Origin of the sequence: Rhizomicrobium electricum (assembly GCF_011762045.1) — a bacterium.
Classification (GTDB): domain Bacteria; phylum Pseudomonadota; class Alphaproteobacteria; order Micropepsales; family Micropepsaceae; genus Rhizomicrobium; species Rhizomicrobium electricum.
Map to the genome: position 1 here is coordinate 491039 of NZ_JAASQS010000004.1, position 25320 is coordinate 516358.

Sequence of the window (25320 nt, forward strand, 5' to 3'; positions counted from 1 at the left end):
AGATGCAACGCGCGAACGGCGCACCGGTTCGTGACGGAGGGAAAACTGCCTACGCGCATCGTCCACATCTCGGATCTGCATTGCCCGGCGAAGAACCCCGCCCAGCCCGAGGCGCTGATCGCCTCGATCCGCGACGCCGCACCCGATATCGTCGCCGTCACCGGCGATCTCACCCGCCGGGCGCGCGAGCGCGAATTCGTCCTCGCTGCGGCCCTGGTGAAGGCGCTGCCGGGCGAAAAGCTGATCGTGCCGGGCAATCACGACGTGCCGTTCCTGACCGAGCGGTTCCATCGGCCGTTTGCGCGATTTACCCGCTCCGTGGGCGCCCAGCCGCTGTTCCTCGAAACCCCGGACGTGCTTCTGATCGGTCTCAACACCGCTATCGGCGCGAGTGCGTCGGCGTGGGACTGGTCGCTCGGCGTGGCGCCCGAGACCCGCGTGGCGCCGGTTGCGGGATTGCTGGCCGAACGCCGCGGCAACCGGCTCGGCATCGTCACCTGTCACCATCCCTTGCGACCGCACGCGCTCGACCGGCGCCGGTCCACCACGGCGCGCGGCATCGCGGCGTTTGCGGAACTCGCTGCCGCCGGCATGCGCGTGGTGCTGCACGGCCATCTGCATCGTGCGTCGAAGACCTGCGTCGACGGCGCCTGCGAGATCGCCGCCAACACCGCCCTCAGCGATCGCGAACGCGGCGGACCGGCCGGCTACAATCTGATCGATATCGCGAACGGCGGCTGGCGTGCGTTGTCGGTGCGCTGGGACGGCAAACGCTACGGGCTCGGCGAAGCGGCCGAACTCTGATCCGCCGCCGGCAGGGTGAATTCGAAAATCGCGCCGCCGCCCGGATTGGGCCGCGCGATCAGCGTGCCGCCATGCGCCTCGATGATCTGGCGCGAGATTGCAAGACCGATGCCCATGCCGTCGGGCTTGGTGGTGACGAACGGCGAGAACAGACGCGCCGCGACTTCGTCCGACAGTCCGGTGCCGGTATCGACGACCGACACTTCCACGGTGCGATCTTCGCGGTCCCGGATCGCCAGGGTCAGTTCGCGCCGTTCGGTCGTCGCCATTGCCTCGGCGGCATTGCGCAAGAGGTTGACCAGCACCTGCTGGACCTGGACGCGGTCGGCCAGCACCGGCAGCGGCGTCTCGGGCACGACGACACGGGTTTCGATATTGGCGGTCTTCGAGCCGATCAGGGCCAGCGCGATGGCGTCGTCGGCGATCGTCTGGATGTCGATCACGGCGCGATGCGGATCGCGTTTCTCGACGAAATCGCGCATGCGGCGGATGATCTGGGCGGCGCGCTCGGCCTGATCGCCGATCTTGGCGGCGACCTCGGGAAGCTTGGAAAGATCGCCGCTGCTCTGCACCAGCCGGCGTGCGACGTTCGAGTAGTTCAGCATCGCCGCCAGCGGCTGGTTGAGTTCGTGGGCAATGCCGGCGGAGACCTGCGAAAGCTCGTGTACGCGGGCGACGTGGATCATGTCCGCCCGCATCGATTCCAGCCGGCTCTCGTAGTTCTTGCGGTCGGTGATGTCGCGGATGGTGGCGGAGGCGCCGGTGACCGCGCCGTCGGCATCGCGCACCGGCGACAGGGTGAGCGAGACCGCGAAGGTCGATCCGTCCTTCTTGCGCCGCACGGTTTCGAAATGGCGGATGCTGTCGCCGCGGCTGATTTTCTCGAGCGCGTTGCGCTCCTCCTCGAGCAGATCTTCGGGCACCAACACCAGCATCGAACGGCCGACGATCTCCTCGGAGCTGTAGCCGAACATGGCATCGGCGGCGGCATTCCAGCTCGTGACGATGCCGTTCAGCATCTTGGTGAAGACGGCGTCGTTGGAGGATTCCACGATCGAGGAAAGCAACGCGCGCTGGCGCTCGAACACTTTGCGTTCGGAGATGTCGCGCACCACGCGCGAGGTGCCGATGATCGCGCCCGAAGCGTCCTTGATCGGCGACACCGAAACGAGGACGTGGACATCGCCGCCGTCCTTGCGCGAGCGCGTGGCTTCGTAGGGCGGAACGCGTTCGCCGGCGATGACGCGGGCGACGATCCGGCGCTCCTCGGTAACGCGTTCGGGCGGCATGAATTCGCCGAGACGGCCGTAGAGGCTGGTGCCGATCATTTCCTCGGCCCTGTAGCCGTACATCAGTTCGGCGGCACGGTTCCAACTCGTGATGGTGCCGTCGAGGGCATAGCTGATGATGGCATCGGTCGAGGAATTGATGATGGCGCCGAGCAGGGCGCGTTGTTCCTCGAATGCCAGCCGGTCGGTGAGATCGTGCAGCGTGCGGGCGATGGCGAGCACTTCGCCCCTCTCGTTGCGCACCGGATAGACGGTCGACAGCACCCGTACTCTGGAGCCGTTCTTGCGGATGCGGATCGACTCGTAAGGACCGATCTTCTCGCCGGCGATGGCGCGGCGGCTGTAGTCGAGTTCCGCCGGCTGCAGGTCGGCCGGAACGATGGAGCGGATGACGCCCTCGGCATTGCGGCCGATGATTTCCGCGCCCATCCAGCCCAGGATCGTTTCGGCACCGCGGTTCCAGGTGATGACGGTGCCGTCGAGCGCGATGCAGGTGAAGGCGTCGTCGGAATTGTCGATGGCGAGATCGAGCAGCGCGCGCGCGTGCTCGTGTTTCTTGCGCTCGGTGATGTTGCGTGCCGTGCGGGCGATGCCGATCACGGCACCGTTGGCGTCGCGGATGGGCGATGCGGAAATCACGATGGCGACCGGCGTGCCGTTCTTGTGCAGGCGCACCGTCTCGTGGGGCGGAACGGATTCGCCGGCCAGGACGCGCGCCAGGATGGCGATCTCCGCCGGGATCATCTCGGGCGGCACGAAGTGCGGCATCAGGGCTGGAGCGGTGGCGCCGACGATCTCATCGGCGCGATAGCCGAACATCTCTTCGGCGGCGCGGTTCCAGCTGCGCACGGTACCGTCGAGCATGTAGCTGACGATGGCATCGCTGGAGGATTCGACGATCTGGGCGAGATAGGCCTTTTCCTCGTCGAGAGCGTGCCGCTCGCGATAGAGCTGCGTCAGGTCCTGCAGCACGATCAGGAAAACCGGCTCGCCTTCGAGTTCGCCCTCGCCGATGGAGAGCTGCATCGGGAACTGGCTGCCGTCTTTCCTGAGGCCCTGCAATTCGCGCTGGATGCTGAACGGAGAGGTGGGGCACGCGTGGGCGGCCAAGCCGATCAGCTCCCGGATTTGAGGACGGCAGACGGGCGGCAGCAGGAGATCGATCGGACCTCCCAGCACCTCTTCGGGAGCCCGGTGGAAAAGGCGGTGGGCGGCGTCGTTGTAGAACAGCACCAAGCCATCCGCGTCGGTGACCACGACACCGTTGCCGGTGGTGCGGATGAGGGTGCGGAACAGCGAATAGTCGCGCTGTCCCAGGGTCGTTTCCGTTTCGGCTCTAGATTTGTTCGTACGCCATTCCATTGCTTTGCACCGACCGGCCCCCCCGTTCGGATCAACAGACCACCGGAGATTATCCGGGAGCTACATTGCCACTTAGAATGGCGGAAAGCGGCGCGGGTTGTCATCCGTATATACACGGACAACTCGGGAAATGTTCCGAAGCGAGCCCGGTTATGACCCGGAGGCCGCGACGGCAACCGGCAGGGTGAATTCGAACAAGGCGCCGCCACCGGGATTGGTGCCGACGATCATCTCGCCGCCATGCGCTTCGACGATGGACTTGGAGATCGCCAGCCCGATGCCCATGCCGTGCGGTTTGGTGGTGACGAACGGCTTGAACAAATTGTCGGCCACCGACGGCGCGATGCCGGGGCCGGTATCGGCGACACGAATGTGGATCATGTCATTGCGCTGCGAGATCGCCAGTGTCAGTTCGCGCTTGGGGGAGGCCGCCATGGCTTCGACGGCATTGCGCAAGAGGTTCACCAGCACCTGCTGGATCTGGACACGATCCGCCATCACCGGCGGCAGATCCGGCTCGGGCAGGAAGCGCGTCTCGACCGCGACCGTGTCGGCCCCGATCAGGCCGAGTGCCATGGCGTCTTCGGCAATGGTCAGGATGTTCTCGACCGCCCGGTATCCGGCGCGGTTTTCGAGGAAGTCGCGCATCCGCCGCACGATCTGTCCGGCGCGTTCGGCCTGATCGGCGATTTTGGCGAGAGCGGCTTGCACCTTTTCGACGGCGTCGGGGGCGCCGGAGGCGAGCAGCCGCTTGGCGGCGTTGGAATAGTTCAGCAAGGCCGTCAGCGGCTGGTTGAGTTCGTGGGCAATGCCGGCCGAGACCTGTCCGAGTTCGCTGACGCGCGCGACATGCACCAGTTCTTCGCGCAGCGACAGAAGCCGGGCCTCGTAGCCTTCCCGCTCGCGATAGAGCGCCGAAAGATCGTGGACGATGCCGACGAACACGCGCTTGCCGTAGAGCAGGCCTTCGCCGACCGACAGGTACATCGGGAACGTCGTGCCGTCCTTGCGCTGGCCCGCCACTTCGCGGCCGATGCCGAGGATACGGGCTTCGCCGGTATTGCGGTAGCGTTGAAGATAGTTGTCGTGGTTCTCGCGATAGGGCGTCGGCATCAGCATGTGGACGTTGCGGCCGAGGACCTCGTCTTCGCGGTATTGGAATAGCCGCATGCAGGCCGCGTTGTAGACCTGCACGACCCCGACTTCGTCGATCACCATGATGCCGTCGACCGCCGTGCGGATCAGGGCTCCGAACAGGCTGTCCGGACCGAGCTCCTGTTCCGGCCAGGGCGGGCTGTAATTCATGTCCATCGGCACGCACTCCAGCCCGGTACGCCGTTCCGCTGATGCGGGGGATGGCGGTCATACAACTTCATTGGAATAAGTATAAGCCGCGGAGGCCTTTGATGGAACCGCCGAAACGCCTTTCCCATCCATAACTTGCGCTCATTGCACACGTAAAATGGGAATCAGCTCGGGCGTCATTTTCGGGCGACGGCGTTCGGCCGCGTTTGCGCGACGTCAGGTGGCAAAGAGGCGGCGCGTCGCTGTCGCAATTCGTCGAATTTGGATCCGTGTGTATAGTGCCGGCCTTGGGGGGTTCGATGACTGCCGCACAACAGGTTCCGCCGGAAAGCATTCATCGCGCCCATGAAGCATTGCTTCGCCACAAGGACCTCCAATTCGATTTTCCGCGCTACGACCTGCCGGAAACGCCCGGCTGGATCACACGGCTCGGGCGCTGGCTCGATTGGATCGCTCCGGTCCTCAATATCCTGTTCTGGGTGGTCGGCGCGATCGCGCTCGGAGTGGTGCTGTTTTATGTCGGCCGCTATCTCATCCGCCTCAAGTTCCCGGAAAAATTGAAGGTCCAGGACATCCGCTCGGCAATGGAGGAATGGCGCCCCACCATGGCGCAGGCGCGCGCGCTCTTGGGCGATGCCGATGCCCTCGCGAGCGAAGGCAAGTACGGCGAAGCGGTGCATTTGCTGCTGCTGCGCTCGATCGAGGACTTCGAACGCTTCCGTCCGCGCGTGGTCAAGCGCTCGCACACCGCCCGCGAGATCGAGCAGCTCGGCGCCATGCCGATGACGGTGCGCGCCGCCTTCGCCGGAATCATGGAAGTGGTGGAGAAAAGTCGGTTCGGCGACTACGAGGTCACCCGCGAAGACTGGGTGCGCTGCCGCGCCGAGTACGAGCGTTTCGCGTTCCCCGATGCATGGCGGAGCGCGGCATGAACACCTCCAAAAGCACCGGCTGGATTTCGGGCAAGATGGCGGCCGCATTGGTGGTCGTCAGCGGACTGGCGCTGGTCGCGTTTCTGGCGCTGTCGGCCTATGCGCCGCAGTTCCGCACCGAGACGGCGGGCCGCGCCAATGTGCTGTCGAAATCGGCCATCGGGTACGCCGGTCTGAAGCTCATGCTGGAAGAGACCGGCACGTCGGTCTGGGTCAGCCGCAGCCGCGAGCGCGGCGAGAACGACGAGCGTCTCAGAATTCTGACGCCGGACGCCAACAGCTCCGGAACGGCGGTCGCCAAGCTCGCGGAGGGCGGCCAGCCGACGCTGATCGTGCTGCCGAAATGGTTGGCGATGCCCGATTACCTGCACACCGGCTGGGTGCGCAAATGGCGCGCCTACAATCCGGTGTTGATAACGGCGGTCTTGAAGGGGCTCGACGAGTCCACCGCCGTGATGCGTCCCGGCGAGGTGCTCCCCGGCAAGGTCAGCGACGCCAAAGCGAAAGACGCCAAAACCAAAACCGCGCCGCTGCTCAAGCCGGAACCGGAAAAGCCCTATGCCGTCGCTCTGACCGGCACGCCGGCATTCGGCGCTTCGCCGTTCCCGCCGAAACTGACGATCGATGCCTTCCAGACCGTGGCGGGCGACAAATGGGAACCGGTGCTGAAAGACGCCAAAGGCTACGGCGTGCTGGTGCGGCTCAAGGGCACCCAGACCTATGTGCTCAGCGATCCCGATCTGCTCAACACCGCGGCGCTGAAGAACGAAGCGGTAGCGGCGGGCGCACTCGCGTTGATCCGGCGGCTGCCGGGCGGCGCGGGGCAGATCGGCTTCGACGTGACGCTGGCGGGATTCGACGAACCGAAAAGCCTGTTGCGCAGCCTGTTCGGCACGCCGTTCCTGGCGGTGACGCTGGGTGCGCTGCTCGCCGCGGCGCTGATGGCGTTCCGGGCCTTGAACCGGTTCGGTTCGCCGCGCACCGAACAACGCAGCTTCGCCTTCGGCAAGCGCTCGCTCGCCGACAACACCGCCGCGCTCATCCGGGTGATGGGCCGTGGGCCGGGCATGGCGCCGCGCTACGCCGGCGCGATCCGCCGTCAGGCCGCCAAAGCCTTGCGCGGCGGGCGCGCCGAAGATGCCCAATGGCTCGATGCCGTCGAGACGGCGGGCCGCATCACGCCGACTTATTCCGAATTGCTGAGCGAAGCCGAAACCGTCGCGAACGAACCGGCTTTGCTGAAACTCGCAGCCAAACTACACGACTGGAAATCGAGGATCGTCCATGAGCGTCGTTGAGATGAAAAAGTTGGCGGATGCCATCCGCGCCGAAGTCGCCAAGGCGGTGGTTGGCCAGGAACGGGCCGTCGATCTGTTGCTCACCGCCTTGTTCACCGGCGGTCATATCCTGCTCGAAGGCCCGCCCGGCACCGCCAAGACGCTGCTGGCGCAATCCTTCGCCGCAAGCCTCAATCTCAAGTTCGGGCGCATCCAGTTTACGCCCGATCTGTTGCCCGGCGATATTCTCGGCTCCAACCAGTTCAACTTCCAGACCTCGAGCTTCACGCTGACGCGCGGGCCGATCTTCTGCGAGCTTTTGCTGGCCGACGAAATCAACCGCACCCCGCCCAAGACCCAGGCCGCGCTGCTCGAAGCGATGCAGGAACGCCGCGTCACCCTCGACGGCGCGGTGCATCCGCTCGGCGACCGCTTCATGGTGATCGCGACCGAGAATCCGATCGAGCAGCAAGGCACCTATCCGTTGCCGGAAGCCCAGCTCGACCGCTTCCTCTTGAAGCACACCATCGACTATCCGAGCGAGGCCGAGGAAAAGGCCATCGTGAAGGGCGGCAGCGCCCGGATGCCGACGCCGCAAGCGGCCGGTGTGGTCGCGGTGGCGGACGGCGCGGCGATTGCCGAGGGCATGGCGACGGTGGCGGCGGTGCGTCTCACCGATCCGATTGTCGATTACATTGTTGGTATCGTGCGGGCGACCCGCAGTTCGGCCGACATTTCGTATGGCGCCTCGCCGCGCAGTGCCGCGATGCTGGCCGCCGCCGCGCGGGCCCGCGCCGCCCTCGAGGGGCGCGAATACGTCATTCCGGACGACGTGAAGGGGCTCTGCCCGCCGGTGCTGCGCCATCGCGTCGTGTTGTCCCCGGCCGCCGAGATCGACGGGCGTTCCACCGACGCCGTGCTCGAAACCATCGTCTCCTCTATCGAGGCGCCGCGCTAAGCGATGTTCTATCCGACCCTCCGCGCCATTCTAACGGCCTTGCTCGGCGTACCGGTTGCGCTGGCCCTGGCCCTGTTGCTGCCGGGCTCCTGGCAGGCGGGACTGGCGTGGAGCGGTGCGGTGCTGCTGCTGTTCCTGCTCGATGCGTTGCTGGCGGCGAGACCGTCGCGCGCCGCCGTCGCGCTCGATCTGCCCGAGGCGCTGGCGATCGGCCGCAAGCATGCGCTCGGTATTGCGGTGCGTTTTCCCGGCCGCGTTCCGGCCGAGGCGGAACTGCTTCTGGATGTCGACGGCCGTCTCGTCTGCGAGCCGCGGCGCCAGGCCATCGTGCCCGACGGCGATCTTGCCGAGACGCAGTTCTTCCTCAATCCGCTGCGGCGCGGCGCCGGTCATATCGAACAGCTCTGGCTGCGCTGGCGCGGGCCGCTCGGCCTTGCCTATGTCCAGCGGGTGCAGGAGCTGGCGCACAAAGTCGCGATCCTGCCTCCGATCCCGGCGGTGAAAGAGGAAGCGGCGCGCCTGTTCCAGCGCGACCGGCGCGGCGGCAGCCATCTCGATCTCGACATCCGCCAGGGCAGCGAGTTCCACGCATTGCGCGATTGGCAGCCGGGCCATAACCGGCGCAGCATCGACTGGAAGCAATCGGCGCGGCACCGGAAGCTCCTGGCGCGCGAGTTCCAGGCCGAAAACGATCTGCATGTCTGGTTCGCGCTCGATACCGGCCGGCTGATGTGCGATCCGCTTGCCGGCATGCCGCGGATCGACCGTGCGCTGCAATCGGCGCTGTTGATGGCGTATGTCGGCCTGCGTCTCGGCGACAATGTCGGGCTTTATGCGTTCGGCGACAAACCGGTGCTGAACAGCGGCCTGCTCACCGGCACCAACGCGTTCGCGACCTTGCAACGGCTGGCGTCCGATCTCGACTATTCCACCGGTGAGACCAATTTCACCCTTGGCCTGACAGAACTCGGCGGCAAGCTCAAACGGGCTTCCATCGTGGTGGTGTTCACCGAATTTGCCGATACCACCAGCGCCGAACTGATGCTGGAGAATGTCGGCCGCCTGCTCAAACGCCATACCGTGCTGTTCGTCGCCTTCCGCGACGAAGAAGTGGAAGCGATGTTGCACCAGCCGCCCGACAGCCTCGACGACGTGTCGCGCACCATGCTCGCCGATGCCATGCAGACGGACCGCGACAAGGTGCTGATGCAGTTGCGCCGCCAGGGCGCCCATGTCGTCGATGCGCCCTACGACCAGATCGGCATGCGGCTGATCGAGACCTATATGAAACTCAAGCGCCAGGAACGGCCATGAACGAGGCGCCGCTGACCCTGAAAAGCCACCGCTTCCGCATGGAGCGCGAAGCCGATTGGCGCCGGCTCGAGGAAATCCTCGATCTGGTCGAAACCGGCAAGCGGCGCGAGCTGACCGACAGCGAGATCATCGCCCTGCCGGTGCTGTACCGCTCGGCGCTGTCGTCGCTGTCGATGGCGCGCGCGATCAGCCTCGACCAGAGCCTGATCTCCTATCTGTCGTCGCTGGCGACGCGCGCCTATTTCTGCGTCTACGGCACCCGCATGCATCTCATGCACCGCATCGCCCGCTTCTTCGCGCGCGACTGGCCGGCGACGGTATTCGGACTATGGCGCGAGACCGCCGTTGCCGGCGCCTTGGTGCTGGCGGGCGTTCTGGCCGGGTTCCTGTTCACCCAGGCCAGTCCCGACTGGTTCTACAGTTTCCTGCCCGACGGCATGACCCAGGGCCGCGAGCCCGGCGCTACCACCGCCTATCTGCGTCAGACCTTGTTCGAGCAGCACGGGCCGAGCGGGCTGGCGTTCTTCGCCTCGATCCTGTTCTCGCACAACGCCCAGATTGCGATCCTGGCGTTCGCGCTCGGCTTCGCTTGCGGCCTGCCGACAGCCTATCTGTTGTTCGAGAACGGCCTGTCGCTGGGCGCGCTGCTGGCGGTCTATGCCGATCACGGGCTCGGCGTCGATTTCATGGGCTGGATCCTGATCCACGGGGTGACCGAACTGTTTGCCGTGATCCTGGCGGGCGCGGCCGGTTTCCGCCTCGGTTGGACGCTGGTCTTCCCCGGCGAGGAGACGCGTGCCGTCGCGCTGGCACGGGCCGGCCGCACCGCCGCGGTGGTGATGATCGGCGTGGTGGTGATGCTGTTCTGCGCCGGCCTCTTGGAAGGCATCGCGCGCCAGCTCATCACCAACACGCTCGCCCGCTACGGCATTGCCGCGTTGACCGCGGTGGTATGGTTCGGCTTCTTCTACGCCTATCGCGGAGGCCGCCGTGTCGGAGCCTAACGCCCTGACCCGTCCGTTCGTGACGCCCGAAGGCGTCGACCTCGAACTCGAGCTTGCGGCGGCGAGTGAGCGCATGACGGCGTTTTTGATCGATGTCGTCATCATCACTGTGGCGATGGTCGCCTTCACCCTGGCGCTGCTGTTCGTGGCCCGTCTCACCGGCTTCCGCTCCGCCGAAGCCATGGTGGTGCTGTGGGTGCTCGGCGCCTTCGTCCTGCGTTGCTTCTATTTCGTCTTCTTCGAGCAGTCGGCGCGCGCCGCCACGCCGGGCAAGCGCCTTTTGGGCCTTCGGGTAGTGATGCGCGACGGCTCCCCGCTCAGTCTCGATGCGGTGTTCGCGCGCAACGCCATGCGCGAACTCGAGATCTTCGTGCCGATCCTGTTCATGGCATCGCAGGCCAATCAGGTCCAGGCGGCGGCCGAGATCGCGGCGCTCGTCTGGTGCGGCGTGTTCGTTTTTTTCCCGGTTTTCAATCGCGACCGGTTGCGCATCGGCGACATGGTGGCGGGCACCTGGGTGGTGCATGCGCCCAAGCGCGTGATGGAGCCGGACATCGCCTCGCAAAGCGGCGGGCGCGCCATCACCTTCACCCGCGAACAGCTCGACGTCTACGGCATCAAGGAGCTTGCCGTGCTGGAGGAGGTCTTGCGCAAACGCGATCCCGACGTGATGCGGGCGGTGGCAGCGCGGATCCGGGCCAAGATCGGCTATCCCGACGGCGACCCCGACGAGGCGTTTCTCCTCGCCTTCTATGCCGCGCTGCGCAAGCACCTGGAGTCCCGCTTGCTGCTCGGCAAGCGCAAGCGGGACAAGTACGACAGATAGAGCGCTTTCAGGAAAAGTGGTTTCCGGTTTTCCGGCCGAAAGCGCGACAATTCAAAAAGTCAATCGAATACGGCCGCGAGTTGTTCGGGGCCGATGCCTTCCTTGATCGAGCGCAGTTCGTAATAGACCGAGGCGGTGCCCGTCGCGGCCAGCGTCGTGGTGATGACGCTGACGACGCCGTTGATCACCAGCAGCGGAGCCATCGCGAGGATGCCTTCGCCCGGCAGCACCAGCGCGCTCTGGAACGGCATGATCGCGAAACTCAGCACGATCGAGATCAGCCAAAGGACCACGGCAAGCCCGAGAATGGCCCAGCGATGCCCTTTGGTGAGTTCCGAGCTGCGGCCGAAGGCGCCGAATACGCCGGTCTTTTCCACCACCAGCACCGGCACGATCACCGCCCAGGCCAGGAACATCAGGATGCCCGGCACCAACAGCAGAATGAAGCCGAACATCAGCGCGATGCCGAACACGATCGAAAGCCCGATCACCGGAAAGCAGGTCCTGAGGCCGGTCTGCAGGCAGTCGCCGAACGAGGCCTTTTTGCCGTTGAGATCGCTGACGGTGCCGTGCACCAGCGCCGCCTGCAGCACCGAGTTCAATACCAGCGCCGCCAGATACACGATGCCCATCATTCCCCAGAAATGCCCGAGGTTGGAGAGGTCGACCGGCTTGCCGCGCGCCACCACGCCGACGCCGAGATAAGCGCTCAATATGAGCTGCGGCACGACGGTGAAGACGGCGAGGGTGAAGAAGCTCACCCAATTGCGGCCGATGGCGCCGAAGGTGCGGGACACGACCCGCCCCATCTCGAAGGTCTCGTCGCCGACCGTGGTCCCGATAGAATCCCGTAATGACATGATGCCCCCTTTAATCCCGCGTCCGATGATCGGACCGTCGGACGCGAGGCTAGCGTGCCGTCTGCCGATTGCAAGCTGCCGCAGTGCCGCCTCAGGTAGCAACACGCGGGTGCCCCGCAATCGGAAATGGTGCGACTTGATCGCATGAATGGAAAGGAAGTGAAAAGGGATTGTCCTTAACGTAAACAACCTATTCGAGAATAGTATTCGATGATTCGGGAGAAACACAGTGAACCGGAAAACTGCATTTTCGTCTGAAAAGAGCCGCCGATTGCATCTGCGGCATGTCACGAAAACGCTTTTGATGGGAACCTGCGCCTCCGTTGTCCTTGCCGCCTTCAGCCCGGCTTGCGCAACGCCGGACTTCCTGAGCTTCACCACGACGGGCAACGGCTTTACGGGGTGGACGACCTACGGGACCACCACCGGAAGCTCCGCCACTCTCAAAACGATATCGACCACCGACACTGTTACCCTCGGAGACGGCGTCAACGGGGATAAAATAAAACGGCCGTATTCGCTGGCACCCGCCACCGGCCAATCGATGGCAAGAATTGCGACCTACAATTCCGGCTCTAGCGGCGCCACGTATAATTTGAAAGGGTCCGAGAGCCTCTTCGGCTTGACCAGCGGCACCTTCACCACGGTCTTCACCGACCTCCAGGACGAAGGCCAACCCACCAATTTCGGCGCATTGACGGAAACGATCACGCTCGATCCCGGCAACTACACGTTCTATTGGGCGTATGCCGCCCAGGATTATCACCCCTACAACGACGGTGTGCTGTTCGCGCTGTCGGGCAACGGTATCAACCGGGTCGATGTGCTGGCCGACAACGGCAATGATTCCGGCGGCGGCGGCGCCCAGGCAGGAACCGTCGTGGTCGGCACCTTCGGCACCACGCAATGGACCTCGCATACATTTAGCATCGATACCGCGGGGACCTATCAGCTAAGCTTTGTGGCCTACAATTGGGGGCCGACCTCCCATCCGAGCGACAGGAGCGTCGACCCGCTTTTCTATATCGGTGCTTCGGCAGGCACGATGACAGTCGGCACGTTGTCCCCCATCGATACGGCTCATGCCTTTTATCTCGCCACCAATCTGGGCTCGACGGTGACCCCGGACTTCAAAGGCGGCACGCTGCGCGTCGATGCCTCGGGCATCATCAGCAGTGCTTTCACGGTGGAAGCCGTTGCCGGCAATACGATCGATGCGTACGGGAATAGCGGTGTCTTCTCCGGTGTATTATCGGGTCCGGGCGGTCTCGTCATCAAAGACAGCGTTGGCGGCGGCCTGGTGACATTCAAGGGCGCCAACGCCTACAGCGGCGGAACCACCATCGATGCCGGCGCGACCCTTCTGATCGGCGGCGGTGGAACCACCGGATCCATCACCGGCAACGTCACGAACAACGGCACGCTCGGATTCTATCGCAGCGACAGCATCACCTATAGCGGCGCCATTTCGGGTACGGGCGCCCTCATCCAGGCTGGTACCGGCACGCTGATCCTCACTGGCGCGAGCGCCTATTCCGGCGGCACGTTGATTTCGTCCGGCACGCTGCAACTCGGCAACGGCGGTACCACCGGCTCGATCATCGGCGACGTCGTCGACAACGGCACGCTCGCCTATAACCGCAGCGACACGATCGCTTACACCGGTGCGATCTCCGGCAGCGGCACGCTCGTCGTCAACAACGGCACGCTGATCCTTGCCGGTGCCAACACCTATACCGGCGGCACATTGATTTCGGCGGGCACGCTGCAAGTCGGCGATGGCGGTACAGCGGGCGCGATCGCGGGCGATGTGACCGACAACACCGCGCTGTTCTTCAATCGCAGCGACGCGATCACCTATGCTGGTGCGATCTCCGGCACCGGTAGTCTGACGCAAGTCGGCAGCGGCACGCTGATCCTGACCGGTGCGAACACCTACACCGGCGGCACGGTGATTTCGTCGGGCACGCTGCAGGTCGGCGGCGGCGGTACGACGGGATCGATCGCAGGAGACGTGCTCAACAACGGCGCCCTGGTCTTCAACCGCAGCGATGCGGTGACCTATACCGGTGCGATTTTCAGCTCCGGCAGCCTGACGCAAGCCGGCAGCGGCACGCTGATTCTCACCGGCGCGAACACCTATAGCGGCGGCACGACGATCTCCGCAGGCACGCTGCAGATCGGCAACGGCGGCACCACCGGTTCGGTCACCGGCAATATCGCCAACAACGGCACGCTGGCGTTCAATCGCTCCAATAGCCTCGTCTACGGCAACACGATTTCCGGAACCGGCGGCGTGAGCGTCGGCGGCGGCGGAACGGTGATCTTCACCGGAAGCAACACCTATACCGGTCGGACCTCGATCGCCGCCGGTTCGACCTTGCAGATCGGCGATGGCGGCACCACCGGCTCCATCGTCAGCGATGTCGTGAACCAGGGTATCCTGGCGTTCGATCGCAGCGACACCGTGACGTTCACCGGCAACGTGACCGGCAACGGCACCTTGGTGCAGAACGGCACCGGCAAAGTGATTGTGACGACCAACTATACCGGCAAGACCATCGTCAATTCGGGCACCCTGCAGATCGGCAATGGTTCCTCTTCCGGCACGGTCACGGGCAACATCGTCAACAACGCGACGGTGGTTTACGGCCAGGCGGCGGCGACCACCTATACCGGCGTCATTTCCGGTACGGGCGGCGTCAACGTTGCCGGCGGCGGCGTGGTGATCCTCAACGGCTCCAACACCTACACCGGACCGACGACGATAACGGCGGGATCGCTGATCATCGGCGACAGCACCCATCCGTCGGCCGGGGTTCTGGGCGGCGTCACGCTCGGCAACAACGGTCTCATCGGCGGCTATGGCACGATCGGCGGCAATCTCATCGCCGGTGGCGGCATCGTCAGTCCGGGCAATTCGATCGGCACGTTGACGGTGGCCGGCAACTACACCCAGTCGGCGTCTTCCACGCTCGCCATCGAAATCTCGCCGTCGACCAGCGACAAGCTGGTGGTGGGCGGAACCGCCCAACTCGGCGGCACGCTCGCTTTGTCGCTGGCGCCCGGCGATTACGGCACGCGCTCGTTCGCGATTGTAACCGCCGGATCGATCAGCGGCACCTTCGCGACGGTGAATTATACCGGCGGCGCGAGCGGCATGGTCTACGGCGTCGTTTATGCGCCCAAGGAAGTCGAAGTGGCGATGGCGCCCAAAACCTCGGGCCAGATCTACGGCGATCTCGTCAGCGAGAGTCTCGACACCGCCGTGGTGCTGAACCGGGCGACGCTCGAACGCGTCTCCGGCGCATCCGATAAAGGCTGGACGGTCTGGAGCAGGGCCTTGGCCGGCGCCAGCCGCACCACCGGCAGCGGGACCGTGGCGGACTTCAACAGTCAGCTCTGGGGCGTCATCAGCGGCGTCGATTACGGCTTCGGCAACGGCGCCAAGCTGTCCGGCGTGTTCTCCTACACCCGCAATCTCGTCAGCGTGCACGGCGCCAACGACAAGGCCACGGCCGACGGCTACTTCTTCGCCGTGGCGGGGCATATTCCGGTCCAGGCGTTCCGCGTCGATCTGACCGGCTTCGTGCAGCACAACGTGATCGACGTCGCGCGCCGGTCCGGCAATGCGGACAGCCACACCACCAATCTGGTAGGCGGCGGTTCGGTGCAGGTCGGCTATCCGCTGCAAGGCGGCGACATCCTGCCGTTCGCCCGTCTGACGGTGGCGTCGCTCGATGCCGATGGGTTCACCGAAAGCCAGGCCGCAGGCTTGGCGCTCGGCGTCGGCGGCGTTTCCCGCACCGCGGTGCGCGGCATGCTGGGGATCGAGGCGGTTCACGTCTTCACCACCGAAAACGGCACCCGGCTCGAGCCGCGCCTCACGCTCGGTCTGGAGGAAGAGTTCGGCGACCGCGACCGTACGCTCGGCATGCGCTTCGCCGGGACGGCTTTCGGCGGGCCCGCGGCAACGCCGTCGCCTCTCAGCATCCTGGTTGGCACCGGCCTGACGGCGAAGATGAGCAACCGCCTCGACCTGCATGTCGGCGTCAACGGCCGCGTCAGCAACGCTCAGCAGGAAGGCATCCTGGACCTCGGCATGCGCTACGCCTTCTGATCTGGCGCACATCGAGAAGCCGGGAATCGATATGTGACAAGAGGGGCCGCCTGCGGCCCCTCTTAGTCTGTGAGATCACCAATAGTCGTGATGCGGTTTGCGATTGCCGAGCGGCGTTCTGGGGATCGACGCGCCCGGTTCCGATCCGGACCATGACAGTCTTCGCGGCCCGGCGTGTGGGGCCGTTCACCCCATCACCATAATCCCGTACCCCGCCGCTACAGTGCTTTGCGGCGCATCCCGGCAAAGCCGGCGAGGCCTGCTGCAAAAAGGCTCAGCGTCAGTGGCTCCGGCACGTTTCCAGGCACAGTTCCGCCGGGGACGTACGGCGTCGCCGTCGCGGCGAAGGTGACCGGCGAGTTCAGCGCGTCGATGCGCAATGTGCCGCCGCTTGTCGTGAAGTTATGGCCGGGATTGAACAAACCGTCGCCCGTAACCGGCCCGATGAGCGTCGTCAAATCGTAGCCTGCCAACGCCGGGGTCACGACGTCCACCAAATCGGGGCCGGGGATGAAGCCAAATCCAGACACGGTCGAATTGAAAAAGGCCGCCGCCAATAACGTCACCGGCGAAGCGCTGCCCACGTAAACCTTCAGAGTTCCGTCATTGCCTAAGTTGGCCGTACCGCCGCCATAAACCGTCGTCGTATCGGCGTTCATCGTCAGCACCATGGAGGCGTTCGTAAAGGCGACACCACCGAGCGATCCGGTGGCCGTAACCTTCTCGGTATAGGTGATCGGAGATGCCGACGCCGAAGATCCGACGGCTGCAAATGCAAGCACCGCGATAGCCGCGCCGCCCAACGCTTTCCGCAACGAATACATGAAAAACTCCTCGATCTGTTGGGAGCTTGATCGCCACACCGACACGAGGAGCCCCAATTCCTCTCGCCAGCAAACTGCACTTGCGAAACACTATCGTTCGAAACCGAGGGCCACTATGGTATAGATGTACTATCGGCATCTGGGGCGGGGCAGACATGGACGGCGGTGACGTAGCGGCATCGCTCGAGGCGGCGCACGACCGCCTCGTGTTGTCATTTCACTGCGCCAGCCGCGAGGTGCCGGTCGGCTCGTTCCAGGACTGGTGTTTGTCGGCGCTCGAAACGCATTTGCCGTTCGACAGTGCTTTCTGGTCGCGCACCGGTATCGAGGACGGTGTTGCGAGACTCTACAGCAACCACCGCTACCGCTTGCCGCCCGCGCTCGTGGATGCCTGGCAGACGTTCCAGGACCACGATGTGATCGGCAAAATGGCGCTCGCTTCGCCCGGCCAGACCATCAATCTGTCGTCGCGCGACGTCGTCACGGACCGCGATCTCTTGGAACAGATCGTCGAGCGCTTCGGAATCGAACACGTCATGGCGACGTGCCTGGTCGATCCCTTGACCTCGCTGATCAGCGTGGTGGCGTTGATCCGCGGTGCGAAGGGGCCGCGCTTTTCCGAGGCGGAACGACGGCTGATGCAGCGGGTCATGCCGCATCTCATCGAATCCTATAGTGCCAATCGCGTGATCCATCTGATGGAGGCACGCCAGCCCTCGACGCGGTTCGACTATGTCACGGCGGCCTGCGACGGCGAGGCGTTGTTGCATGTCGCTTCCCGCGAATTCTCGCGGATGCTCAATGCGGAGTGGCCGACCTGGTGTGGCCCGCGGCTGCCGCCGGCGCTTGCCAAACTGCTGCCTGGCGGCAAGCACGCGATTTTCCAGGGCGAGCGCATCGTGGTCCACCTCGAACCGGTGAACGAGCTGATCTGGATACGGGCCCGCACCAAACAGACATCGGTGGAATTATCGCCGCGCGAAATCGAGGTTGCCTTGCTCGCCGCCGCGGGACGCAGCAACAAGCACATCGCACAGACGCTCGGCGTTTCGCCCTTCACCGTCCGCAATCAGCTTGCCGGCATTTACAGCAAGCTTGGTGTCGGCGCACGGGCGGAGTTGGCGAACTGGTTGCGGGAAATGGACTATGGGGAGCCTCATCGTTTCGTGAACGGCGCGGCAGTAGGGACAGTTCGAGGGACGCAATCCGTATCGCGATGACATCGCCGGACCGCCTCCTTAACGGGGCAGTTTGGAGCGCCTCCGGCTCGCAGATTAAATCGCATGCCCTGGCGCTGGCGGGTCTTGAACCGGCGCAGGGCGGTTTCCACCTCTTTCACCGAGAGCGCCCGCGCATTGGCCCCCCAATTCGGAGATGCAAAGGTGCCGACGTCGGTGTCCAGGCCGCCGGCTTGCCGTAGCTTCGAAGGATGGCCCGCCCGTTGCGGGCCGTTCTTTTAAGGAAGATAGCAATGGCCGCGGCCGGACACGCCAAGAAAGATCGAGCCTACTCCGTGCTGTACGGCCGGCATTGCTTTTTGCCGTCGCCATCGGGATGTTGCCTGTCCCGCCGGCCGGCAGCGCACCAAACGGCCGAAGCCCGCGTCAAAGGGGACTGTTTTGCGAAACACCGCATTTGCCGTCTTGGCCGCTTTAGCCGCTCTTTCCGTTGTCCGTGCGTTGGCCGCCGACGCGCCACGGGAATGGATTGACCCCGCCACCGGCCACCGAGTCGTGCAGTTATCCGACGAGCCGGGTTCGCTCAGCCTCTATTTCAATGTCAATGGCTATACGCCGGACGGCACGACGCTGGTGATCTCGACGCCAACCGGCATCGCGACCGTGAATCTCACCAACCGCAAGCTGACCAAGATCGCGACCGGCCATCTCCATCTGCTGTTCGTTGGGCGCAAGACGGGCACGATTTACTACGAGAACGCCACCGGTAATTCGGCAGCAGCAAAAGCGATCTATGCCGTCCCGGCCGCCGGCGGCCCGCCGCGATTGGTTGCCCGGATTCCATCCGGCACGATCCAAACAATCAATGCCGACGAAACGCGGATGGCAGGGGTCGAGGAGTATGCCCCGCCGGCCAAGGTGAGCGGCGACGGCTTGATGCGTGACGGCAAACATGCGCAGACCAAGGGCGAGATGATGAAGGCGCGGCTGGAAGCCAATATCCCCATGCGCATCTTCGTGCTCGACTTGACGACCGGCAAACGCCGCACCCTGGTGCAGTCGTCGTCCGACTGGCTCAACCATCTGCAATTCTCGCCTTCCGATCCCAATCTTCTGCTGTTTTGCCACGAGGGCGACTGGCATCGCGTGGACCGCATCTGGCTGATCCGCACCGACGAGGACGGCGCTAAGCCGCTCAAGGTGCACAGCCGCACCATGGCGATGGAAATCGCCGGTCACGAGTGGTTTTCCGCCGACGGCAATTGGGTCTGGTATGATCTGCAGACCCCGCGCGGACAGGTTTTCTGGGTGGCGGGCTATGAGATCGCGACCGGCAGGCGGCTCTGGTACAATCTCGCGCGCGATGAATGGTCGGTCCATTACAACACGTCGCGGGATGGCGCGCTTTTTTCAGGCGATGGCGGTGGACCGGGCATGGTGGCCCATGCTTCCGACGGCAAGTGGATCTATCTTTTTCGCCCCCAGGAAATGCCGGATGAGAAAACCGGCGATCATGCCACGCCGCCGGGCTTGCCGCTGATCCATACCGGCGTGTTTGAGGCCGAAAAACTGGTAGACCTGAAGACCCACAATTATCATTTGGAGCCGAACGCCAGTTTCACGCCCGACGGCAAATGGCTGGTGTTCCGCTCGAACATGCACGGCGCTTCGCAGGTCTATGCGGTCGAGATCGCCAAGGCGAAATAATTCCATCCCTCTGAGGCTGCAGCAAATTTCGGCCGAACTACCAAGGCCTGCAACCTGAAACCCGCAGGGCGAAGGATGGCGGACAGGGCGGGATTCGAACCCGCGGAACGCTTTTGACGTTCACACACTTTCCAGGCGTGCGCCTTCAACCACTCGGCCACCTGTCCGTACCAGAGGGGGACCCGCAGGTCCGCCCGACTTGGGCGCAGCGGTTTATCGTATTTGCCGGCCAATGCAAACCGGGACAAAGCGCCCGGCCGGGCGCCCCTGCCCGAAAGTCCGTCCAAAGGTAAACGGCAGGCCCATCCCCCCTTTCAGGAGGGGGCCCGCCGCGTCATGTCCGGCATTCGTGCGTGCGTCAGTTGTCGCCCAGCGCCATGGTCCGGCGCAGGGTGCGGGCGTTGATCATGATCGCCACGATCGAGGCCGACAGGCTGATCAGCGTCTGGATCAGGAAGCTGGCGTCGTTGAACCAGCCGAAGCCGACCACGCCGGCCACGCCGAGCACGAACAGCACCAGCTGGACCACGCCCATTGCGACCTGCGCCAGCGCTTCCGCGGTGTTGTCGATGCCGGGGTGGGACACCTTCATCTGCTCGGCCAGGGCCAGCACGGCGGCCAGGATCAGGAACACTTCGCCCCAGGAAATCGCCCAGGTGCCGTTGCCGACCGTGGCATGCATGTCGATGTTCATGGCCTTCACGACCACGTACAGGATCAGGATGAACAGGAAATACGGAATGTAGTGCAGCAGGCCGCCTTTGCGTTTGCCCGGATGCACGTCGATATGGCCCTTGCCTTCGTCCGACATTTTCGATCTCCCCGCAGAACCCATGTGAGCGGCAGTCTCGGCACCGCGGCAGACGATGTCAATCGTGTCCGGACCCGGCGGGGTGGGCGCCGAGCGCCTTCAAACGGGCCTTTTCGCGGTAAATCAGCATCAGATTGCGGACGTAGACGACAAGCCCGCCGACTTGCGCGATCAGGAACGGCAACCCCACTTTGCCCAGATGCAGGGCGTAGACCGTGGTGATGAGGCCGCCGCCCAGGCTGAAATACCAGAAGGCGATGGGCATCACGCTTTTCTTGGCGCGCTCGCTGTAGAAAAGCTGCACGAAAAAGCGCGATGCGAACAGCGCTTGGCCGCCGAAGCCGACGGCGAGCCACGCCGCCTCCAAGGCCGTGTTCACGCCGAACAGATGCGCCAAATGGTCGAGCATCTACAGTTCCTTCGCTTCGGTCTTGCCGCGCATGCGGCGCTGCAGCCAGCGCACGCCGAACAGGTCGTAGATCCCGACCAGCATGCGGTTGAAGTTGGTGTACTTCGAGGCGCCGTGCAGGCGCGGACGGTGGTTCACGGGAACGAATTCGACCCGGTAGCCCTCGCGCAGCATCATGGCGATGGTGAAGCGGTGCAGGTGATCGAAATAGGGCAGCGCCAGGAACGCCTCGCGCCGGAACGCCTTGAGACCGCAGCCGGAATCGACGGCGCCGTCATGCAGCAGACCTTGGCGGATGGCGTTGGCGAGCCTGGAGGCGACGCGCCGGGCCGAGGTGTCCTTGCGCTTGGCGCGCACGCCGCCGACCAAGCCTAGCGACGCATCGCCGCGGTCGAACGGGGCGACCAGATTGGGAATGTCGGCGGGATCGTTCTGGCCGTCGCCGTCGAGGGTGACGACGATCTCGCCCTTGGCGGCGCGCACGCCGGTGCGGGTGGCGCGCGACTGGCCGAGATTGGTGGCATGCGAAATCACCCGCAGCGCCGGGATTTCGGCCTTCAGGCCCAACAGAATCGCCGCAGTGCCGTCGCTCGATCCGTCGTCGACGAAGATGATCTCGGTCTCGCCGAGCGGCGCCGTGGCAGCCGCAATCTCGCGGGCGAGTGGCGCGATGTTCTCGGCTTCGTCTTTCACCGGCACGACGACCGACAGTTTCACGGGCATGGCGAAATTCCGTTCGATACCATCATAGTCTTGAGTTGATTCCGCAGCGTTGGGGTCCAAACGGACGCGGGCCTTATACAAGGCTATGCCGTCGGGAAACAGGGTTGTGCCGGATTGACCCATCGTCAGCCCCATGGTTGCGTGAAACACGCTGATCGGCACGAGGCATACAAAAGGCGTTCCAGATGACGAATGGGGAAGCATTGGGAGGGTGGCTGGACTGGGCGGCCCGGCGGCCGCGGCTGGTCCTGGCGCTGTTCTGTCTCATCCTGTGGGCGCCCGGCGTATTCAGCCTGCCGCCGCTCGACCGCGACGAGAGCCGCTTCGCCCAAGCCTCCAAGCAGATGCTGGAATCGGGCGATCTCGTCGACATCCGCTTCGGTCATGTGCCGCGCTACAAGAAGCCGGTCGGCATCTATTGGATGCAGTCGGCCGCGACGGCGGTGGCCGGTTTCGGCGAACGCACGCATATCTGGACCTATCGCTTGCCCTCGCTGCTCGGTGCGCTGGCGACGGTGTGGCTGACCTTCTGGTGCGCCGGAGCCTTCCTCCGACGTGAGGTCGCCTTGCTCGCCGGTGCCTTGCTCGGCGGCACACTGCTGCTGACCGGCGAGGCAACGATCGCGACCACCGACGCGGTTCTGACGGCCTGCATTCTCGGGGCGCAGGCGGTGCTGTTCCGGGTGTGGCTCGCCGCCAATGGAACCATCGCGGCGCCGTCCCGCTGGGTGGTGCTCGCCGGATGGGTCGCGTTCGGACTGGCGGTGCTGGTCAAGGGGCCGGTGATTCTCGCCGTGACCGGACTGACCGCCGTCGGTCTTTCTCTGTGGACCCGGCAGTGGCGCTGGCTCGGCGGCACGCGACCGCTGATCGGCATCGCCATCGTGCTGGCTATGGTCGCTCCCTGGGTGATCGCCATCGGCATCAAGAGCCATTGGCAGTTCTTCCAGCAGTCGCTGGGCAACGACTTCGCCACCAAGCTCGCCGGCGGCCAGGAGAGCCACGGCTTCCCACCGGGCTATTTCCTGATCGCGCTGACGCCGTCGTTCTGGCCGGCGGTGCTGTTCCTGCTGCCGGGTTTGGTCGTGGCGCTACGCCAGCATCGCGATCCGGCGATCCGCTTCCTGCTCGTCTGGCTCGCCACCTGGGTCGTGTTCGAACTGGTGCCGACCAAACTGCCGCATTACGTGCTGCCGCTCTATCCGGTGCTGGCGATCCTGTCGGCGCTGTGGGCGGCGTGGCCGCAAGCCGCCAGAAATTGGTGGGACAAGATCGCGTTCGGTGTGGCGCCGGTCCAGTTTGCGCTCGGCGCCGTCGTGTTCGCCGCGGCGCCGGTGTTGCTGCCGGCAAAATACGGCGACGGCCCGGCATGGTGGGCGCTGGCGCCGGCGGTTTTGTTCGTTGCCGTCGCGATTGCGGCGCTGGTGTTCTATTTCCGGCGTCAGATGCTGGCTGCTGCCTTGGCTGTGCTGGCGGCGCCGTTGATCGCCTATCCACTCCTCACGGCCGGCGTCGGCCCAACCTTGTCACAGCTCTGGGTCAGCCCGCGGCTGGCGGCGACGTTGCACACGCTGGAGCGGCCGGGCGATCCGCCCCCGGCCCTGGCCGGTTACATCGAACCGAGCATGCTGTTCCTCACCGGAACCGAGACGCGGCTGACCGACGGCGGTGCCAGCGCCGCCGACGCCAAGGCGGGCGAGGGTGGTCTTGCCGTCATCGAGAGCCGCGAACAGGCGGCGTTCGGTGCGCGTCTCGTCCAGCGGGAGCTCGAGGCGGTGGAGGTCGGCGCCGTCGACGGCCTCAACTATTCCAACGGCCGCAAGGTGCATATCCGCATCTGGCGGGTGGCGCCGCAGACCTGGAGCCCGCCGCCGCCGGCCGAGTGAGGGTGCAGGAACGCCTTTATTCACAGGCTTTTTGGCGCCCCCCCTCGCTGTCATCCCGGACGCGCCCGAGGCGATTTCGAAGTTTGGCACAAGGGCGCGATCCGGGACCCACGCGGAAATCTGTGTGGTGTCGGAGTGGGTCCTGGGTCTTCGTGTTTGTCGCTGCGCGCCGAACACTGCGCCCGGGATGACACCTAAGATGTATCGCTCCGTCGCGCGGGGGCAGAAACGATGCCTTCGCTTTCACTTGACGGATCGAAACAACGAACTAATTATCCGGATGAGCGTTGCACTCGTCGATGGAAGGCCGTTGTGGTCTTCGCACGGATCGCAATCGTTCGGAGCGTCATGAGACGACGATGAGTCTCCAAGCACTGCGGGGGCATGACCTCAAACCTCCGCAACGGCCGGACCCAGACACGCCGGCTTCCCCCTTCAAGAACGCGCCGACCAAGATCAAGCCCAGCCGGGCCGTTCTTCGTTTTCCCGTCAACTCCGACACCAAGGCGTTTTACCGCCGCTTTTTCCCCGGCACCTCGACCGCCGAATGGAACGACTGGCGCTGGCAGATGCGTTCCCGCATCCGCAATGGTGCCGAACTCTCCCGGATTTTCACGCTCTCCGCCGACGAGCGCGACGCCGTCGCGCGCCATGAAGGCTCGCTGCCGGTCGGCATCACGCCGTACTACGCCTCGCTGATGGGGCTCGACGATCCGTCGGAACCCTTGCGCCGCACCCATGTGATGACCGGCGGCGAGTATCGTTTCACGCCCGGCGAGGCCGACGATCCGCTCGGCGAGGATCACGACAGCCCGGTGCCCGGCATCGTCCATCGCTATCCCGACCGCGTCCTGTTCCTGACCACCGGCACCTGCTCGACCTATTGCCGCTATTGCACTCGCGCCCGCGTGGTCGGCAATCCGGGCGGCGAGTACCAGTTCGCCATGAAACAGTGGGAAGAGGCGCTCGCCTACATCGAGGTCCATACCGAGATCCGCGACGTGCTGCTTTCGGGCGGCGACCCCTTCACCATCGGCGACGAGAAGCTGGATTGGCTTCTGACCCGTCTTCGGGCGATGAAGCACATCGAATTCCTGCGCATCGGCACCAAGATGCCGATCGTGCTGCCGCAGCGGATCACCAAGGATTTCGCCAAGATGCTGAAGAAGCATCATCCGCTGTTCATCAGCCTGCACGTCACCCATCCCAAGGAACTGACGGCGGAAATGCGGGAAGCCACCGGGCGGCTGGCCGACGCCGGCATTCCGCTCGGCTCGCAGACGGTGCTTTTGAAGGACATCAACGACGATCCCGCCGTAATGGTGCCGCTGATGCAGGGCCTCTTAACCTGCCGGGTGAAGCCGTATTACCTCTATGCCTGCGACCCGATCCGCGGCTCGGCCCATTTCCGCGGCGACGTGTCGAAGGGGATCGAGATCATCAAGGCGCTGCGCGGCCACACCACCGGCTATGCCACGCCGATCTTCGCCATCGATGCGCCGGGAGGCGGCGGCAAGATCCAGATCGCGCCCGACAACATCATCGGCCGCGACGGCGACAAGCTGCTGCTCAGGAATTTCGAAGGCAAGACCTTCAGCTACCCCGATCCCGGCGGGACGCTGGGCGGAAAAGAGTAATCCATGCACGCCAACGCCTTTCCTCCCCCGCGGTGCTCCGTCAGCGAAGATGCACGCCGGCGGAAGAGCGGGGGAGGTGCTGAGCAAAGCGAAG

General features: G+C 64.6%; 19 protein-coding genes and 1 tRNA gene. 12 read left to right on the forward strand and 8 right to left on the reverse strand.

Annotated features, from left to right (window positions below; genetic code table 11):
• Nucleotides 1-30: 30 nt before the first annotated feature.
• On the forward strand, nucleotides 31-804 hold the full coding sequence (locus FHS84_RS10405) for a metallophosphoesterase (RefSeq protein WP_166933803.1): 774 nt from the start codon (nucleotides 31-33) through the stop codon (nucleotides 802-804).
• Here FHS84_RS10405 and FHS84_RS10410 read toward each other — a convergent pair.
• Nucleotides 774-3455, reverse strand: a complete 2682-nt coding sequence (locus FHS84_RS10410; RefSeq protein ID WP_166933805.1) for a PAS domain S-box protein — start codon at nucleotides 3453-3455, stop codon at nucleotides 774-776. The two genes, FHS84_RS10405 and FHS84_RS10410, sit on opposite strands and share 31 nt — an antisense overlap.
• Nucleotides 3456-3605: 150 nt before the next feature.
• Nucleotides 3606-4766: a sensor histidine kinase gene (locus FHS84_RS10415; RefSeq protein ID WP_166933807.1), complete on the reverse strand. Its 1161-nt coding sequence runs from the start codon at nucleotides 4764-4766 to the stop codon at nucleotides 3606-3608.
• 293 nt (nucleotides 4767-5059) lie between these two features.
• On the opposite strand from FHS84_RS10415, the gene FHS84_RS10420 reads away from it, so the two are divergent.
• The 6 genes from FHS84_RS10420 to FHS84_RS10445 are packed head-to-tail and all read left to right on the forward strand — an operon-like array spanning nucleotide 5060 to nucleotide 11071.
• Nucleotides 5060-5692 (forward strand): hypothetical protein, encoded by a 633-nt coding sequence (locus tag FHS84_RS10420; RefSeq protein ID WP_166933809.1) that lies wholly within the window; start codon nucleotides 5060-5062, stop codon nucleotides 5690-5692.
• Nucleotides 5689-6990, forward strand: a complete 1302-nt coding sequence (locus tag FHS84_RS10425; protein WP_166933811.1) for a hypothetical protein — start codon at nucleotides 5689-5691, stop codon at nucleotides 6988-6990. The genes FHS84_RS10420 and FHS84_RS10425 overlap by 4 nt, the downstream gene beginning before the upstream one ends.
• Nucleotides 6977-7927, forward strand: coding sequence for an AAA family ATPase (locus FHS84_RS10430; RefSeq protein ID WP_166933813.1), 951 nt, complete (start codon nucleotides 6977-6979; stop codon nucleotides 7925-7927). The genes FHS84_RS10425 and FHS84_RS10430 overlap by 14 nt, the downstream gene beginning before the upstream one ends.
• Before the next feature lie 3 nt (nucleotides 7928-7930).
• Entirely contained in the window at nucleotides 7931-9241 is a 1311-nt protein-coding gene (locus tag FHS84_RS10435) for a DUF58 domain-containing protein (RefSeq protein WP_166933815.1), read from the forward strand.
• Nucleotides 9238-10245, forward strand: a complete 1008-nt coding sequence (locus FHS84_RS10440; RefSeq protein WP_166933817.1) for a stage II sporulation protein M — start codon at nucleotides 9238-9240, stop codon at nucleotides 10243-10245. Before FHS84_RS10435 ends, FHS84_RS10440 begins: the two co-directional genes overlap by 4 nt.
• On the forward strand, nucleotides 10232-11071 hold the full coding sequence (locus FHS84_RS10445) for an RDD family protein (RefSeq protein ID WP_208393793.1): 840 nt from the start codon (nucleotides 10232-10234) through the stop codon (nucleotides 11069-11071). The genes FHS84_RS10440 and FHS84_RS10445 overlap by 14 nt, the downstream gene beginning before the upstream one ends.
• Nucleotides 11072-11130: 59 nt before the next feature.
• On the opposite strand, the gene FHS84_RS10450 is transcribed toward FHS84_RS10445, so the two are convergent.
• Nucleotides 11131-11931 (reverse strand): DUF7847 domain-containing protein, encoded by an 801-nt coding sequence (locus tag FHS84_RS10450; protein WP_166933819.1) that lies wholly within the window; start codon nucleotides 11929-11931, stop codon nucleotides 11131-11133.
• 304 nt (nucleotides 11932-12235) lie between these two features.
• On the opposite strand from FHS84_RS10450, the gene FHS84_RS10455 reads away from it, so the two are divergent.
• Nucleotides 12236-16051 (forward strand): autotransporter outer membrane beta-barrel domain-containing protein, encoded by a 3816-nt coding sequence (locus FHS84_RS10455; RefSeq protein WP_166933821.1) that lies wholly within the window; start codon nucleotides 12236-12238, stop codon nucleotides 16049-16051.
• Nucleotides 16052-16269: 218 nt separating this feature from the next.
• Here FHS84_RS10455 and FHS84_RS10460 read toward each other — a convergent pair whose 3' ends face one another.
• Nucleotides 16270-16875 carry a PEP-CTERM sorting domain-containing protein gene (locus tag FHS84_RS10460; protein ID WP_166933824.1) on the reverse strand — a complete coding sequence of 202 codons (606 nt, stop codon included), beginning with the start codon at nucleotides 16873-16875 and terminating at the stop codon, nucleotides 16270-16272.
• 155 nt (nucleotides 16876-17030) lie between these two features.
• On the opposite strand from FHS84_RS10460, the gene FHS84_RS10465 reads away from it, so the two are divergent.
• Nucleotides 17031-18095, forward strand: a complete 1065-nt coding sequence (locus tag FHS84_RS10465; RefSeq protein WP_166933826.1) for a LuxR C-terminal-related transcriptional regulator — start codon at nucleotides 17031-17033, stop codon at nucleotides 18093-18095.
• Nucleotides 18096-18608: 513 nt separating this feature from the next.
• Entirely contained in the window at nucleotides 18609-19760 is a 1152-nt protein-coding gene (locus tag FHS84_RS22230) for an oligogalacturonate lyase family protein (RefSeq protein WP_208393794.1), read from the forward strand.
• Between the two features lie 76 nt (nucleotides 19761-19836).
• On the opposite strand, the gene FHS84_RS10475 is transcribed toward FHS84_RS22230, so the two are convergent.
• From FHS84_RS10475 to FHS84_RS10490, 4 genes are all read right to left on the reverse strand, one after another.
• Nucleotides 19837-19927, reverse strand: a tRNA-Ser gene (locus FHS84_RS10475).
• Nucleotides 19928-20118: 191 nt separating this feature from the next.
• Nucleotides 20119-20571 (reverse strand): hypothetical protein, encoded by a 453-nt coding sequence (locus tag FHS84_RS10480; protein ID WP_166933830.1) that lies wholly within the window; start codon nucleotides 20569-20571, stop codon nucleotides 20119-20121.
• A gap of 58 nt (nucleotides 20572-20629) precedes the next feature.
• Entirely contained in the window at nucleotides 20630-20980 is a 351-nt protein-coding gene (locus tag FHS84_RS10485; protein WP_166933832.1) for a lipid-A-disaccharide synthase N-terminal domain-containing protein, read from the reverse strand.
• Complete coding sequence (locus tag FHS84_RS10490; RefSeq protein WP_166933835.1) at nucleotides 20981-21703, reverse strand: glycosyltransferase family 2 protein; 723 nt, start codon at nucleotides 21701-21703, stop codon at nucleotides 20981-20983. It lies immediately after the preceding gene.
• Between the two features lie 203 nt (nucleotides 21704-21906).
• On the opposite strand from FHS84_RS10490, the gene FHS84_RS10495 reads away from it, so the two are divergent.
• A complete protein-coding gene (locus FHS84_RS10495; RefSeq protein WP_166933837.1) occupies nucleotides 21907-23589 on the forward strand; it encodes an ArnT family glycosyltransferase in 1683 nt (560 codons plus the stop codon).
• Between the two features lie 359 nt (nucleotides 23590-23948).
• Nucleotides 23949-25226, forward strand: a complete 1278-nt coding sequence (locus FHS84_RS10500) for a KamA family radical SAM protein (RefSeq protein ID WP_166933839.1) — start codon at nucleotides 23949-23951, stop codon at nucleotides 25224-25226.
• The last annotated feature ends 94 nt before the right edge of the window (nucleotides 25227-25320 follow it).